16 protein-coding genes and 1 tRNA gene are annotated in these 13,120 nt (G+C 58.0%); 3 read left to right on the top strand and 14 right to left on the bottom strand.

The window, feature by feature from the left end; translation table 11 throughout:
* Positions 1–374 precede the first annotated feature (374 nt).
* From QZR14_RS25475 to QZR14_RS25445, 7 genes are all read right to left on the bottom strand, one after another.
* Positions 375–450, bottom strand: a tRNA-Thr gene (locus tag QZR14_RS25475).
* A gap of 75 nt (positions 451–525) precedes the next feature.
* On the bottom strand, positions 526–1,362 hold the full coding sequence (locus tag QZR14_RS25470) for an FkbM family methyltransferase (protein ID WP_311998049.1): 837 nt from the start codon (positions 1,360–1,362) through the stop codon (positions 526–528).
* 311 nt (positions 1,363–1,673) lie between these two features.
* The gene (locus QZR14_RS25465) at positions 1,674–2,930 is read right to left on the bottom strand and encodes a methyltransferase (protein ID WP_311998048.1); all 1,257 of its coding nucleotides are present in this window, start codon (positions 2,928–2,930) and stop codon (positions 1,674–1,676) included.
* Entirely contained in the window at positions 2,911–3,600 is a 690-nt protein-coding gene (locus QZR14_RS25460; protein ID WP_250602772.1) for an ABC transporter permease, read from the bottom strand. The genes QZR14_RS25465 and QZR14_RS25460 overlap by 20 nt, the downstream gene beginning before the upstream one ends.
* The gene (locus QZR14_RS25455) at positions 3,600–4,292 is read right to left on the bottom strand and encodes an ABC transporter permease (protein ID WP_150693111.1); all 693 of its coding nucleotides are present in this window, start codon (positions 4,290–4,292) and stop codon (positions 3,600–3,602) included. The genes QZR14_RS25460 and QZR14_RS25455 overlap by 1 nt, the downstream gene beginning before the upstream one ends.
* Positions 4,293–4,370: 78 nt before the next feature.
* Entirely contained in the window at positions 4,371–5,123 is a 753-nt protein-coding gene (locus QZR14_RS25450) for an ABC transporter substrate-binding protein (protein ID WP_311998047.1), read from the bottom strand.
* Between the two features lie 13 nt (positions 5,124–5,136).
* Entirely contained in the window at positions 5,137–5,910 is a 774-nt protein-coding gene (locus tag QZR14_RS25445) for an ABC transporter ATP-binding protein (RefSeq protein ID WP_108224284.1), read from the bottom strand.
* 554 nt (positions 5,911–6,464) lie between these two features.
* Here QZR14_RS25445 and gabP point away from each other — a divergent pair.
* Positions 6,465–7,856 (top strand): GABA permease, encoded by a 1,392-nt coding sequence (gene gabP / locus QZR14_RS25440; protein ID WP_311998046.1) that lies wholly within the window; start codon positions 6,465–6,467, stop codon positions 7,854–7,856.
* Positions 7,857–7,955: 99 nt separating this feature from the next.
* Here the strand turns inward: gabP and QZR14_RS25435 are convergent, their stop codons facing one another.
* The 4 genes from QZR14_RS25435 to QZR14_RS25420 are packed head-to-tail and all read right to left on the bottom strand — an operon-like array spanning position 7,956 to position 10,021.
* Positions 7,956–8,123, bottom strand: a complete 168-nt coding sequence (locus tag QZR14_RS25435; RefSeq protein ID WP_311998045.1) for a hypothetical protein — start codon at positions 8,121–8,123, stop codon at positions 7,956–7,958.
* 46 nt (positions 8,124–8,169) lie between these two features.
* On the bottom strand, positions 8,170–8,622 hold the full coding sequence (locus QZR14_RS25430) for a hypothetical protein (RefSeq protein ID WP_311998044.1): 453 nt from the start codon (positions 8,620–8,622) through the stop codon (positions 8,170–8,172).
* A gap of 6 nt (positions 8,623–8,628) precedes the next feature.
* Positions 8,629–9,042 carry a hypothetical protein gene (locus QZR14_RS25425; RefSeq protein WP_008080543.1) on the bottom strand — a complete coding sequence of 138 codons (414 nt, stop codon included), beginning with the start codon at positions 9,040–9,042 and terminating at the stop codon, positions 8,629–8,631.
* Between the two features lie 28 nt (positions 9,043–9,070).
* Positions 9,071–10,021 (bottom strand): alpha/beta hydrolase family protein, encoded by a 951-nt coding sequence (locus QZR14_RS25420; protein WP_250602777.1) that lies wholly within the window; start codon positions 10,019–10,021, stop codon positions 9,071–9,073.
* 258 nt (positions 10,022–10,279) lie between these two features.
* Here QZR14_RS25420 and QZR14_RS25415 point away from each other — a divergent pair, with 258 nt between their 5' ends.
* Together QZR14_RS25415 and QZR14_RS25410 are read left to right on the top strand one after the other, a co-directional pair.
* The gene (locus QZR14_RS25415; protein ID WP_250602778.1) at positions 10,280–10,729 is read left to right on the top strand and encodes a carboxypeptidase regulatory-like domain-containing protein; all 450 of its coding nucleotides are present in this window, start codon (positions 10,280–10,282) and stop codon (positions 10,727–10,729) included.
* A 76-nt stretch (positions 10,730–10,805) separates the two neighbouring features.
* Positions 10,806–11,096 (top strand): YceK/YidQ family lipoprotein, encoded by a 291-nt coding sequence (locus QZR14_RS25410; protein WP_250602779.1) that lies wholly within the window; start codon positions 10,806–10,808, stop codon positions 11,094–11,096.
* Here QZR14_RS25410 and QZR14_RS25405 read toward each other — a convergent pair.
* The 3 genes from QZR14_RS25405 to QZR14_RS25395 are packed head-to-tail and all read right to left on the bottom strand — an operon-like array spanning position 11,093 to position 13,112.
* Positions 11,093–11,446 carry a hypothetical protein gene (locus tag QZR14_RS25405; RefSeq protein WP_250602780.1) on the bottom strand — a complete coding sequence of 118 codons (354 nt, stop codon included), beginning with the start codon at positions 11,444–11,446 and terminating at the stop codon, positions 11,093–11,095. The genes QZR14_RS25410 and QZR14_RS25405 overlap by 4 nt on opposite strands.
* A complete protein-coding gene (locus QZR14_RS25400; RefSeq protein ID WP_311998043.1) occupies positions 11,443–12,324 on the bottom strand; it encodes an alpha/beta hydrolase in 882 nt (293 codons plus the stop codon). The genes QZR14_RS25405 and QZR14_RS25400 overlap by 4 nt, the downstream gene beginning before the upstream one ends.
* Positions 12,321–13,112 (bottom strand): TSUP family transporter, encoded by a 792-nt coding sequence (locus QZR14_RS25395; RefSeq protein WP_179692977.1) that lies wholly within the window; start codon positions 13,110–13,112, stop codon positions 12,321–12,323. Before QZR14_RS25395 ends, QZR14_RS25400 begins: the two co-directional genes overlap by 4 nt.
* Between the last annotated feature and the right edge of the window lie 8 nt (positions 13,113–13,120).

Here is a 13,120-nt window from a genome sequence, read left to right as displayed (position 1 = left end):
GGGTCTGTCCTCAGTTCTCAGCGAGTTTATGCGTAAATTTCCGCGTCAAAACCAACTTCGCGTATCAACTTGTAACGGACCAGCAAGCTTGAATACTGGCGGTGGGACAGTTCGAGATCTCAACGGCTGACAAGGGACTGAGTGGAGTCTTTTCAGATTTTCGTTGTTGCTCTATCGGCGAGGACTTTTGCAGGATGATGAAGTCAGGCGGTTGTGGTGGATTGCCGATCTACTCCAAAGATCTTTTTAGATCTTGAGGGGGGTACCGCACACAGGCTGAGGGGCAAAGCAGTAACCACTCGGCTATTGCGCTTCCATATTCAAACGCCAGAAACAACAAAGCCCCTGCATTTCTGCAGGGGCTTCGTTTTGTATGGTGCCGGCACCAGGAGTCGAACCCGGGACCTACTGATTACAAGTCAGTTGCTCTACCAACTGAGCTATACCGGCGTGTGGGCGACGATTATAGCGATTGGGAAGATCCTGTAAACCCCTGAATTCAGACTATTTTTGCATCCGCTCGAATCAAGCCCTGCGCAGCACATTTCGCAGCGTTTGCACGGCCTTCACGGTGCGGCTGTTTTGCAGGGCCGCCAGTTGCGCTTCGGCCTGTTCGGCGCGTTGCAGAGCGTTGGCCAATTGTTGGGCGGTGTCGACTTCGCTGGCGCTGATCGGGTGGGCGAAGGCGTGGCCTTTGCACAGTTGGAAGTTGTCGAGGTTGCACGGCGGGATGTCGAAAGCCGGTTTGAGCTGCATGTATTCGTCGGCGAGGAACCAGGTGTTGAGGCCGTCGAAGAGGATCGCTTGATAACCGGCGTCGGTGACCAGCGGTTCCCAGGTGTGATCGCGTTCCCATGGGGTTTCGATGACGATGATCCAGGGACGGAAGCGAGTGAAGTCCATGCCGCGCAGAACGCTTTCTTCGTGGCCCTCGACGTCGATTTTGAGGAAATGGATCGGTCGATCAACGGCGTATTGTTCGCAGATCGACGTCAGTGTGCGCGACTTTACGGTGAGGCTGCGCACGTCCATGCCTTGGTCTTTGTGGTGTTGGGCGACCGCCGGGTCGGCGGTGGAAAGGCCGGTGTCAGGGATCGCGTAGAAGGTCATTTCGCCGGGCTGGTCGCTGGCGATGCATTGCACCGTGGCGTCGCGCGGGCGCTGCAGACAGAGAGCGTCGTAATAATTCTGCATCGGTTCAACGTTCACGCCTTTCCAGCCGTGGTCATAGAAAGCTTTGGTGACCGAGTCGTGATGCGGGTCATTGGCTCCGACATCGATATAGAAACCGTGTTCGACTTGCTTGAGGGCACGCCACAGGCGAACGTCTTCGAAATTCTGTGCGTAAGAGATAAACGTCACGGTCGCTTCCTTTCGGTCTGATTGTTCTTGTTCGGGGGCGCTGATGGCCTTGTATAACAAGGCAGGGAGAAGGCTGCAATGATTCGGTCGAAGAACCCTTTATTCGGCGGTTATGTCGTTTTGATTGACGGCTTATGCACAACTGAGAGGCAGGAGTAGGCGATTAGCCTAGGTTTTGTGAACCCATTCTCAATTTCTTCGCAAATCCCTGTTTTACAGGTTTTTTATTTATATGAACAAAAAATGAACAGCTTGATTAATGCCTCGAAACAGGCGTAGACATTGGATCCACGGTAAATCCATCAACAGAGTTATCCACAGGTACTCGTGGGTGATTGGCGCTCTGCCAACAACAGCAGGTTGCGGGGGGTGAGTGGGGTTTCGCAGAAGGTCCCCAAACGTACGGCGTATCCCTGTTCGACGAGGAAAAGTGCCCGATCCAGATTCAGCCAAAGCTCCAGTGGTCGTCGGAATAATCCGCGCAGCAACTCCAGGTTGCGAACTTCGGCCAACCGCTGCCACCCGGCCGCTTCCAGCGCTGGCCAATCTGGCGAACCGATTGTGGATAACTCTTTCAGAGCGGCCAGATCCCGGCAGTAAACGGCGAAGGGTTTTTCCAGCCAGGCACTGGGTAACGATGGCGTCGGCAAGTATTCATCGACGCCGCGCACTTGCCGCTGCAGCAGGTCGAAAGCCAAGCGACGGGCCATCGAGGTGTCGCGCTGACGGCGGACGCGGGCTCCGGCGGTGACGGTTTCGTTCATCGGCAGTGCCAGATCTTCGAGTGAGAGCTGTAGGGCCGATCGCAAGCCCACGCAGGACAATGCCTGATACTCGCTGCGATTGATGCGGTTGTAGCAGCAAGGCGCGATCGCCATTTGCTGGCAGCCGGCAGCGCTTGCCAGTTGCATCAGGCGTACATGTAGATCGCCGCAGGCGTGGAGGGCGACGGGTGTGTGAGTCGCGTTCAATAAGGCAGAGGCGTCCGCCGCCAGTACGTCCTGCTCCACGTGCAAAGCGTGCAAATGGTGACGCTGACTTAGCGCCTCACCGCTGGCGACCAATGCCGGATCATATTCAACACAAGTCAGTAGCTGTCCTGCACCCAATAGACGACGACCCAAATACCCCTTGCCGGAGCACCAGTCCAGCCAATGCGTCGGTTGCGAAGCAAAGGACAAACGGCTGGCAAACGCCTCGATCTGCTGCCACTTGCGTCCCGGTACATCGACATTCAGCCGATGCCCCGCAGCTTCCAGCGCATGCCCCGGCAACTCACCGACCGCGCTCAGCTCAGCCGACAGCGTCGCCAATGAAGCAAACGGCTGCGGCGCATCGGCCAGATCAGCGGGTTGGTTGTGAGCACTTTCCGCGTCTTCCAGTGAGCGCCCGCGTAGCCACAAGGCCAGCTCCGGGTAGGACGCTTCCCAGGCAAGCGAAAGATGAGTGAACGGTCGAGGTTTCCACAGCGCCTGATGCGTTGTCAGAAATGCATCCAGCGCTGTGAAGCGGGCGAGTAAGTCCTCGCCCGTCAGTACGTGGGAAGAATCAACGCCCCTGGCAGGCATCGACGCGCAACCATCGCTCCAGCTGTTTGAATGCCTGAACGAGAACAAACGACATCAGCAGGTAAATGACGCCTGCGGTGAAGAACATATCCACATGGAGGTAGTTGCGGGCAATGATCGTGCGGGTAACGCCGGTGAGTTCGAGCAAGGTCACCGTGCTCGCCAGAGAACTGGCCTTCAACATCAGGATGACTTCGTTGCTGTAGGCCGGCAGGCCGATGCGCGCGGCGCGCGGCAGGACGATATAGAACAATGCCTTGGCCTTGGACATGCCCAGTGCACGTGCGGCTTCGATCTCGCCCGGCGGGATCGCTTGAATGGCGCCACGCAGGATTTCGGCGATATAGGCAGCAGTATGCAGGGTCATCGTGGCGACGGCGCACCAGAAGGGTTCTCGCAAATACGGCCACATGAAACTGTCGCGTACGACGTCGAACTGAGCCAGGCCGTAGTAGACCAGAAACAGTTGTACGAGCAACGGAGTGCCACGAAAGAAAAAGATGTAAGCATAAGGAAATGCGCGAACAAACCAGAGCTTCGAGGAGCGCGCGATGCCCAGAGGGATCGCCAGCAACAACCCGAGAATAACGGCGATGCCCACCAGTTCGAGTGTCAGGACGGCGCCCTGAAAGAACTTCGGCAGCCACTTATAGATGACTTCCCATTCCATTACGTCGTCCTCACGAAGCCACGGGCGGCGCGTTTTTCCATGAAGTGCATGGTGGCCATCGCCAGTATGGTCAGGCCCAGATACATGAAGGCTGCGACCAGATAGAAGGTGAATGGATGCTTGGCGAAGGTCACAGCGTTCTGCGCATTGCGCATGATTTCTTCCAGGCCGATGACCGACACCAAGGCGGTGTCTTTCATCAGGATCATGAACAGGTTGCCAAGGCCGGGCAGGGCGATGCGCCACATCTGCGGCATGATCAACCGGGTGAAGATCCGCCATTTCGACAGGCCCAGGGCCTGACCTGCCTCACGGTGTCCTTTCGGAATGGCCAGGATGGCGCCACGAAATACCTCCGTGGCATAGGCGCCGAAGCACAGTCCGAGTGCGGTTACGCCCGCCACAAAAGGGCTTAGCGCCAGGTCTGGATTGCCAAAGTATTCGCCAATCGCATTCATCGTCTTGACGGTGCCGAGGTAGATCAGCAGAACCCAAAGCAGTTCCGGCACACCACGTACGATGGTCGAGTAGGTTTCGCCAAGCCATTGCAGCGGCTTGTACGGGGAAGTCTTGGCCAAGGCGCCGAGCAGACCGAGCACCAGTCCCAGGCACAGGGCCGTAAGGGCCAGTTGGACGGTCATCAGCGCGCCGGCAGCGAGGGCCGGGCCGAATCCGTAGAGGTCGATAATCATGGGTTTCTGTTCAAATTGCGGCAGGCAAAGTCGGGAGCTGGCGCCGTCGAATCACGGCGCCAGTCCCACAGGTCAGGATCAATAGATGCTGAACGGGAAGTACTTGTCGTTGATCTTCTTGTAGGTACCGTCGGCGACGATTTCCTTCAGGGCAGCGTTCAGCTTGTTGCGCAGTTCGTTGTCACCCTTGCGTACAGCGATGCCGATCTTGTCGCTTTCTACAACCGGGTCGCCCTTGAACTCGTAGTTCTTGCCCGCGTCGCTTTTCAGCCAGTCGTAGTTGGCGTACTTGTCGGCGAGGATGGCGTCGACACGACCAGACGTCAGGTCGAGGTAGGCGTTTTCCTGGGTGTCATAGAGTTTGACGTTGAGATCGCTGCCGTAGTTGTCTTCCAGCCAGGTGCCGGCCAGCGTGGCACGCTGGGTACCGATGGACTTGCCCTTCAGCGAGTCCTTGTCGGTTTTGAAGTCGACGTTTTTCGGTGCGATGAACTGCAGCTTGTTCGAGTAGTACGGGTCGGTGAAGTCCACCGCGCCTTTGCGCTCTTCGGTGATCGACAGCGAGGAGATCAGGAAGTCGAACTTCTTCGCGTTCAGAGCCGGGATGATGCCGTCCCAGTCGGAGGTGACCACGGTGCACTCGACTTTCATCTTCGCGCACAGGGCGTCGCCGATGTCTTTGTCGAAGCCGACGACGTTGCCGCTGGCGTCTTTGTTGTTGAACGGCGGGTATGCCGCTTCGATGCCCATCTTCAGGGTCTCGGCCATGGCACCGGCGCTGAATGCGAGGGTGACGGCGGCGGCCAGGAAGACCTTTTTAAAATTCTGCATGCATGTTGCTCCGTTAGCGGTTGCTGGACATGAATTGTTTGCAGCGCGCCGAAAGCGGGTTTTCGAACACCTGCTGAGGCGATCCTTGCTCTTCTATAAGGCCTTGGTGAAGGAACACCACTTCGCTGGAGACCTGACGGGCGAAACCCATTTCGTGGGTCACAAGCAGCATGGTGCGGCCTTCTTCGGCCAATGCGCGGATGACACTAAGTACTTCCTGAACCATTTCCGGGTCAAGCGCCGAGGTGGGTTCGTCGAACAGGATCACCTTCGGCTGCATTGCCAGCGTGCGAGCAATCGCCGCGCGCTGTTGCTGACCACCGGACAATTGCGCCGGGTAGGCGTGGCGCTTGTCGGCGATGCCGACCTTGGCCAGCAGCGCTTCGGCGACTTCGATCGCCTCGGCTTTGCTCTGGCCGAGCACGCGGCGCGGTGCCTCGATGATGTTGTCGAGAATGCTCATGTGCGGCCACAGATTAAAGTTTTGAAATACAAAACCAATCTCGGAGCGCAGGCGGTTGATCTGTTTGCCATCGGCGGCAACCAGTTCGCCATTTTTGGCGGATTTGAGCTTGAGTTCTTCACCGGCTACCAGAATCTGGCCCTGGTGCGGGTTTTCCAGCAGGTTGATGCAACGCAGGAACGTGGACTTGCCGGAACCGGAGGAACCGAGGATCGAGATCACATCGCCGTCGCGGGCGGTCAGCGAGATGCCTTTGAGCACCTCAAGCTGTCCGTAGCGTTTGTGCAGGTTGCGGATTTCAAGCGCGGGCGTGGCCTCAGCCATGTGCGTTCCTCATATATGTTGCGCTCCAGCTGTTGGATGGCCTTCCTGGCGAGGCGGCCAAGCTAGCATAGCGTTTCAATGGCAGCCAACAGCGCTACGAGCGGTTAACGGGTGGCATGTGGCAGGTTGTCGCATCGGCACAGCAGACTGTCGCCCCATCAACAACCGAACGGGTGTTTGATCATGCAAACCCGTGGGTGTCGCGTAAAAAAAGGCGCGATGTTGCCAGCTTTGGCGGGGTGTTGGAAGCGCTATCCGGCCGAACGTTCCGGATTCGCCCTTTTATTGTGCATCCCACACTTTTTCAGTGTGTTTCTGGTGCGCTGTTTCGTTTGAAAAGTGAGTCGCAGGGTAACGCTCTGGCGGATTGCCATTAAATCCAAGGACTTGCGATGACTGTCCGGTCTCGTGCAAAACCGCAGCCCAGCAGACTTTGAAACATTTTGGCGCATTTATTGCGTGCAGAATAAGGAACGCCCCGTTGGTTTCTTTTTACGAGAAAGAAAATGCCAGACGGGCCGGACGCAATCGCTTTCCTTGCAAAGGTAGTTTCGATGAGCAGTACCTCAAGCTCCAATGGCCTCGAACAGGGGCTCAAACCGCGTCATGTGACCATGTTGTCGATCGCCGGTGTCATCGGCGCCGGTCTGTTCGTGGGCTCCGGCCACGCCATCGCCGCTGCCGGCCCAGCCGTGCTGCTGGCTTACGCCGCTGCCGGCACGCTGGTGGTTTTAGTGATGCGCATGCTCGGCGAAATGGCTGTGGCCTCGCCGGACACCGGTTCGTTTTCGACGTACGCCGACCGTGCCATCGGGCATTGGGCCGGTTTTACCATCGGCTGGCTTTACTGGTGGTTCTGGGTTCTGGTGATTCCGCTGGAAGCCAACGCCGCCGCGACCATCCTGCACGCCTGGTTTCCGGACGTAGGTATTTGGGCCTTTGCTCTGGTCATCACCCTGCTGCTGACCGTCACCAACCTGTTCAGCGTGAAGAATTACGGCGAGTTCGAATTCTGGTTCGCCCTGATCAAGGTGCTGGCGATCATCGGCTTCATCATCCTCGGCCTTGCGGCGATCTTCGGCTTCCTGCCGAACAGCCAAGTCAGCGGTGTTTCGCACCTGTTCGACAGCGGCGGCTTCTTGCCAAACGGCATGGGCGCGGTACTGGGCGCGATCCTGACCACCATGTTCTCCTTCATGGGTACCGAGATCGTGACCATCGCGGCCGCAGAATCGAAGAACCCGGGCAAGCAAATCTCCAAGGCTACCAACTCGGTGATCTGGCGGATCGGTTTGTTCTATCTCGTGTCGATCTTCATCGTTGTGGCCCTGGTGCCGTGGAACGACCCTACGCTGGCCAACCTCGGTTCTTACCAGACCGTGCTTGAGCGCATGGGCATCCCTAACGCGAAAATGATCGTCGACATCGTGGTTCTGGTCGCGGTGACCAGCTGTCTGAACTCGGCGCTGTACACCTCGTCGCGCATGCTCTTCTCCCTCGGCAAGCGGGGCGATGCACCGGCCATGTCGACCCGCACCAACAAAAGCGGCACGCCTTACTGGGCAGTAATGCTGTCCACCGGCGCGGCATTCCTCTGCACCTTCGCCAACTACGTGGCCCCGGCGGCGGTGTTCGAGTTCCTGCTGGCCAGCTCCGGCGCCATCGCACTGCTGGTGTACCTGGTGATCGCCTTCTCGCAACTGCGTATGCGTAAACAACGCATGGCACGCGGTGAGAAAATCGTCTTCAGCATGTGGCTGTTCCCGGGTCTGACCTACGCGGTGATCATCTTCATCGTCGCGGCCCTGACCATCATGTTGTTCCAGGAAGCCCATCGCGTGGAAATTCTCGCGACTGGTTTACTGAGCCTGATGGTGGTGGCTGCCGGTCTGCTGGTGGCACGCCGTCGCAAGCTGGAAAAACGTGGTGCGGTGGTGTTGAACTGATCCGCAACGCGTAATGCAAAACGGCCGCTGTCAGTGATGACGAGCGGCCGTTTTTGTTTGTGCTACCGGTGGCGAAATATTCTGCGCTTCAGATCCGGATCAGCTTTGCTCTCGCGAGAGCATGAAGTCTGGGCTGCATTTCTCTCCGTCGAACCATTCATCCCAAGTTGTTTGCTTGAGAGATTTAACAGGGTCGCTCTCGAAGGTAGCTTCTGAGTCTTCTGTTTTCGGGATTTGCCCGTCCTCGCGTGAATCTGCTGCCTTCATCTGACTTCCTTTTCCTGGCCTTGCGTGGACGTGAGGCGCAAAAAAGTTACTTGGCTTTGGGTTCGGTATCTTCAACCGACTTGCCATAAGCATCCAGCGCAATCCCGAAATCGGTGATGAACTGCGGTTCGCTCAGCCAGGCCTGGGCGGTTTCGATGTCCATGCCGTCGGCCCACATGCGGTAGTCGATCAGCATGTCGGCGGCCAGGTGGGTGGCTGCCATGCCTTCGTTTTCGGCGTTTTCCATGTCCAGCATTTCTGGATGATCAACGATGATGAACGCCAGTTCGCGCAGCAGCGTCAGCAGCATCTCGTTGCGGCTGACGGCTTCGGCGTCGCGCATTTTGCTGAACATCGCCAGGGTGTAATCCGGGATCGGCTCGGCGAGATGGCCGAGGTCGTCGTCCTGGTCCAGCGGCTTACGGCCGACCATACGGATGTGCTTGGCTTTGGCCTTGGCGCGTTTGGCGCGTTTCTGTTGCTTGTTCAGGGATGCCATGGGAACTCAGTTCTTCTGTTGGGTTTGTGCGGCGATCGCGTCGGACGCCGCCACATAGTCGGCCTGGAAGGCCGGGGATTCGATCCACGCCAGCGCGCCGGCCTCGTCGGTTTCCTGCGACCACTGGCGATACTCGATCAGCGCGGCGAGGATAAAGTCCATCGCGCCTTCTTCGCCTTCCTGTTCGTAGACCAGCTCCAGCAGCGGATCTTCTAGGAACGCGGTGCACAGGGCTTGCTGGCTGATCTTCTCGGCGTCGATCATTTTCTTGAACAGCTCGGTCAGGTCCACCGACTCGAAGTCGATGCGGTCGTCGTTCGGGTCCAGCTCGACCGGCGCTTCAGCGCGTTTGGTGCGGTTCTGCTTGGCCTTGGCTTTGGCCCGGGTGGCGCGTTTTTGCTGCTTGTTGGCGGAGGCCATGATGTGTTCCGTCGTGCGTTGAGAGGGTTCAGCTGTGCGGGACTAGCCGCCCGGGTGTGTCGGGGGCCAGTGCGCCGGTTTGCAGCCAGGTCAGAGCGATGGGCCATAGTGTGGCTTGGTATTCGCTGCGAAAAAAGGCGAAATGTCCGACTTGTTGTTCGCCGATGTCCTGCGGCTCGATGCGCAGGTGGGTTTTCGCAGCGTTGTCGAAGTAGCCGAGCAGACGTTCGATGGCTGGAATGGTGCCGTAGGGATCGTCGCTGATGCTGATGGCCAGGGTTTGTGCGCGGACATTGGCGAAGGGCAGGGTGTCGTGTTTTTTCACCAACGCGCGACCACTGGGGCGCCGTTCGTAACGCGCGGCAGGCGTGCTCCAGTCGCGCACTACGCCGGTCGGCGTATCTTCCAGCCAGCCGAGTCGCTTGCCGGGGAAGAAGCCGCAAAGCAGCGTCAGCAACGGCATGACGACATGCCATTTGCCAAACATGTGCCAGCGCTGTTCGGGGGCGTAATCGCGCCAGTAAGCGAACTGCGCGCCGACGGTGACCAACCGTCGGATAACCCGCCCGGATTCGCCCAGCCCCGCCGCGCAACCACCGAAGCTGTGGCCGACCACATCGATGGGTTGACCGGGAAACTCACGTTGCGCGCGTTTGAGCATCGCTTCGAAATCCAGGGCGCCCCAATCTGTCCACGAGGCGTTCAAGCCTTTGATCGAAGCGGATCGTGATTCGCCGATGCCACGGTAGTCGTAGGTGATCACGTCGAAACCATTGGCGAACAGATAAGCCGCGAAGCGCGAGTAGTGGCGGCAGCGAACAGATGTAGCAGCGTTGATGATGGCGACTGGGCGCTTGGCTTCGGGCAGGGAATGGCGCCAAGTGAAACCGCCCAGTACAAAACCGTCGGCGGCGGACTCTTTAAAGGGTTCGCCTGCGGTCGCAGTGTCGGGCGAAAACGCGGTGCTGCATGAGTTCATGTGACTTGGCCTTGGCGAGGACGGGTCGAGAATGAACTTCAGTGAGGGGCCAACGCAATCATTTGGAACGCAGTGCGTTCCGAATCAGGTAGTGAGGGCCATTTCAGTATTCGTGACGCGGTGCGTCACGAATTGGATAAATCCCCTAGTCCCTTTCGTACCCACGCCAAGTTCAAATCATTCTAAAACGCGACCCTCCTTTACCAAATCCAATAAAGAGTAACGGTTGGGTTTTACAAGAACCCGGGAGTCGTGGTCATGAAACGCGTTCTTTCATTCATGCTGCCCATTGCCGCAATCGCTGCATTGCTGTTTCCGGTGATGTTGCAGGCAGCCAGTCTTGAGCCCATCGACAGTGCGGGCGTGCAAATTCAGCAGCAACAACAGAACGGCGTCACTTATCTGGCCGGCGGGATCGGTGAGGATGAGGCGAAGGCTATTCAACAAAGCAGCGGTTACAACCTGCACATGACATTCGCTGTGGGCGCGCAAGACGAGTACACCGCTGATGTCGATGTGATGATTCAAAAGTCGCCAGGGCAAACCGTACTGACCCTTAACCAGACAGGACCGCTGGTTTACGTGCAACTGCCGCCCGGCAAGTACACGGTGGTGGTCACGCGCAATGGCGAAACGCGGCGCGACGTGACCGACGTTGGCAGCGGCACCCCGCGCAATCTGGTGTTCCACTGGAATGACGCTGGATAGTGATAACTGTGATTACAGAATTGAGGCGCGGGTACAATCCCGCGCCTCTTGTTTTGTAATGTAGGGAAGCGCTGGTTTGAAAAGGATTTTACGTGCTGTTTGGGTCGCCGGCCTGGTGTTACCGTTGGCCGGTTGCGGAACGTTTATCGGGCGTTTGAATGACGGTTTGTCCGATGCCCAGTATTACCGAGGGGTGGATGGCAATCTTCATCTGCTCGGTGTGCGTGGTGGGGGCAGTGATGGCATGCCGGCGGCGATAGTCTGTTACATGATGATTGTCTGTCCGGTCATCACCGTCGTATCTCTGCCAGTGGACGCCGCGCTGGATACAGTGCTGCTGCCTGTCGATTACATCAATACGCTTTAGGTTTTCTTTGCGTGGCGTTTGCGATTCGCAGGCTTGGAGGACTTCTGCACTTTGCGGTAGATCCACGCGCCGAACACTGCAACCGCCAGCAGAAATAACGTGACGACGCCTTGCCGCACAAATTCAAACCAGAACCGCCGGGGTTGTTCGGTCAGGGTGTAGGTGCTGCGCGGGCCACGATTGGTGGTGGTGATGGAGCCGCTGATCCAGCTGTCGATCAGCATCCAGATCGATGCACCAATGGCGAAGGCCATCAGCACGACAACCAGCACGGTCAGCCAATAACTCACGCGGCTTGGGCGATAAGGCGGTGGATGGGGCAGGGGCACGCGGGTTTTTCTTTGATTCATGATGTTTGGAGCCTGTTCCCGGCATTGATGAACCGCGCTATCTCGTTCGCCAGTTCAACCGCATGCGGTGGGTTTTCCCTGAGCCATGTCGATACGGCGTGGTCGCACCCTGGCAGGACGATTCTTCTGAACTGACGGGGTGCCAGGCTCTTCTCAATGGCCTCGATGACTTCATGCGGAATCGCGCTATAGATCGCACGCGCGCCCATTTGCTGCGTCCCGACAGACGTCCCGGCGACCCCGCCAAAAGTGCTGGCCTGAAGGCCATCGTATTCGCCGATCACCAGTAAGACTTCGCCTTCGAACGTGCTCAGGAAGTCCAGCGATGGCGAGTCGAGAAAACCGTAAGGCACGGAAATGGCGCGTTTGAAGGGCTGCCCAAACGGTTGTTGCCAGGCCGCCTCTGGGTATAGGGCGGGACAGAACAGCACGATGCGCCTGACTGAAGCGCGATGCGCCTGCGCCACCTTGAGCGCTAGTGCGCCGCCCAGGCTGTGTCCGATCACCGTGTTGAGCTCGCCGCCAAGATGATCGGCAAACTGCAAGGCCTCCTGAAGGTTCTTCGCCAGCGAAGTGTTTTCGAGAGCGATATCGGCGCTGGGGTTGTGGCCCGAGAGATTGAAACTCAGGCTGGCAATGCCAAGTGCCTGCAAGGGATACAGGATGGCGTTGAGTCGTGAGTAGTCAGAGCGGGCGCCGTGAATGGCCAGCACCTTCGGCGTTGAGGTTTCCCCGGCCGAGTTGGCCAGTACCCGACCTTCCAGTTGATAGCCGGAGAAGGTTTGCGCAAAGAAAAATTCAGGGCCGGTTGGCGCCTCGTCGAACTGCAATCGAGAGCGAAATCGAGATGCGCTGGTCAACGCCAACCGATTGATCATAAGGCTGCCAGAGTGTGGATGACGGCAACACGCAATGGGTTGGTCTCGACGCTCAGAAGCTTGATCGCCAGGGCGCAACAAACCACGATTAGCATGGGTTTGATCAACCGCGGGCCGACCCGGACGGCGGCTCTTGCGCCCAGTTGTGCGCCGAGGAAGGCCGCCAGCGCCATGGCAATCGCGATCGGCCAGATGATCACGCCTTTGGTGATGAAGACTGATAGCGAACCCAGATTGCAGGAGGCGTTGGCCAGTTTGGTGAAGCTCATGGCCCGCATCATGCCAAGCCCGCAGAGCAGCACGAAACCGACGATAAAGAACGAGCCTACACCTGGGCCGAAGATACCGTCGTAGAAGCCCAGGATCGGTGCCACGGTGAACGAGAACAGCAGAATGCCGATTCGTTTACGTCGATCCTCATTGGCCAGTTTCGGCGAGAGCGCAAAGTAGATCGCCACCAGAATAAGCATGACGGGCACGCACACTTCCAGGTAGCGCTTATCAATGGAACTGACCAAGAGTGCCCCGCTGGCGCCCCCCAGGAACGCGCAGATAACCAGGAAGCGTCCTTCGCGCCATTCAATCATGCCCTTGCGGGCAAAAGTGACCGTGGCCGAGATAGTCGCCGAAGCGGCCTGGAACTTGTTTGTGGCAATCGCACTGATCGGGTCGACACCGGCCAGAAACAGGGCAGGCAAAGTAATCAAACCGCCGCCTCCGGCAATCGCATCAAAAAAACCGGCGCAAAAAGCCACGAGCGCCAACATGCCAATTACATCCCAAGCCATTACATTTT

Source organism: Pseudomonas sp. rhizo66 (assembly GCF_031931925.1).
Lineage (GTDB): Bacteria > Pseudomonadota > Gammaproteobacteria > Pseudomonadales > Pseudomonadaceae > Aquipseudomonas.
Note: the sequence above shows the minus strand (reverse complement) of the source record. Positions and strands in the feature narration are given on the sequence as shown.

What these genes read in the sequence shown, in the direction of transcription:
- QZR14_RS25460 (WP_250602772.1), bottom strand. Translation starts at nt 3,600, where the DNA reads ATGGAATGGGAAGTCATCTATAAGTGGCTGCCGAAGTTCTTTCAGGGC.
- QZR14_RS25435 (WP_311998045.1), bottom strand. Translation starts at nt 8,123, where the DNA reads ATGAAGGCAGCAGATTCACGCGAGGACGGGCAAATCCCGAAAACAGAA.
- QZR14_RS25405 (WP_250602780.1), bottom strand. Translation starts at nt 11,446, where the DNA reads ATGAATCAAAGAAAAACCCGCGTGCCCCTGCCCCATCCACCGCCTTAT.
- QZR14_RS25400 (WP_311998043.1), bottom strand. Translation starts at nt 12,324, where the DNA reads ATGATCAATCGGTTGGCGTTGACCAGCGCATCTCGATTTCGCTCTCGA.
- QZR14_RS25465 (WP_311998048.1), bottom strand. Translation starts at nt 2,930, where the DNA reads ATGCCTGCCAGGGGCGTTGATTCTTCCCACGTACTGACGGGCGAGGAC.
- QZR14_RS25455 (WP_150693111.1), bottom strand. Translation starts at nt 4,292, where the DNA reads ATGATTATCGACCTCTACGGATTCGGCCCGGCCCTCGCTGCCGGCGCG.
- QZR14_RS25395 (WP_179692977.1), bottom strand. Translation starts at nt 13,112, where the DNA reads ATGGCTTGGGATGTAATTGGCATGTTGGCGCTCGTGGCTTTTTGCGCC.
- QZR14_RS25450 (WP_311998047.1), bottom strand. Translation starts at nt 5,123, where the DNA reads ATGCAGAATTTTAAAAAGGTCTTCCTGGCCGCCGCCGTCACCCTCGCA.
- QZR14_RS25425 (WP_008080543.1), bottom strand. Translation starts at nt 9,042, where the DNA reads ATGGCCTCCGCCAACAAGCAGCAAAAACGCGCCACCCGGGCCAAAGCC.
- QZR14_RS25415 (WP_250602778.1), top strand. Translation starts at nt 10,280, where the DNA reads ATGAAACGCGTTCTTTCATTCATGCTGCCCATTGCCGCAATCGCTGCA.
- QZR14_RS25445 (WP_108224284.1), bottom strand. Translation starts at nt 5,910, where the DNA reads ATGGCTGAGGCCACGCCCGCGCTTGAAATCCGCAACCTGCACAAACGC.
- QZR14_RS25430 (WP_311998044.1), bottom strand. Translation starts at nt 8,622, where the DNA reads ATGGCATCCCTGAACAAGCAACAGAAACGCGCCAAACGCGCCAAGGCC.
- QZR14_RS25420 (WP_250602777.1), bottom strand. Translation starts at nt 10,021, where the DNA reads ATGAACTCATGCAGCACCGCGTTTTCGCCCGACACTGCGACCGCAGGC.
- gabP (WP_311998046.1), top strand. Translation starts at nt 6,465, where the DNA reads ATGAGCAGTACCTCAAGCTCCAATGGCCTCGAACAGGGGCTCAAACCG.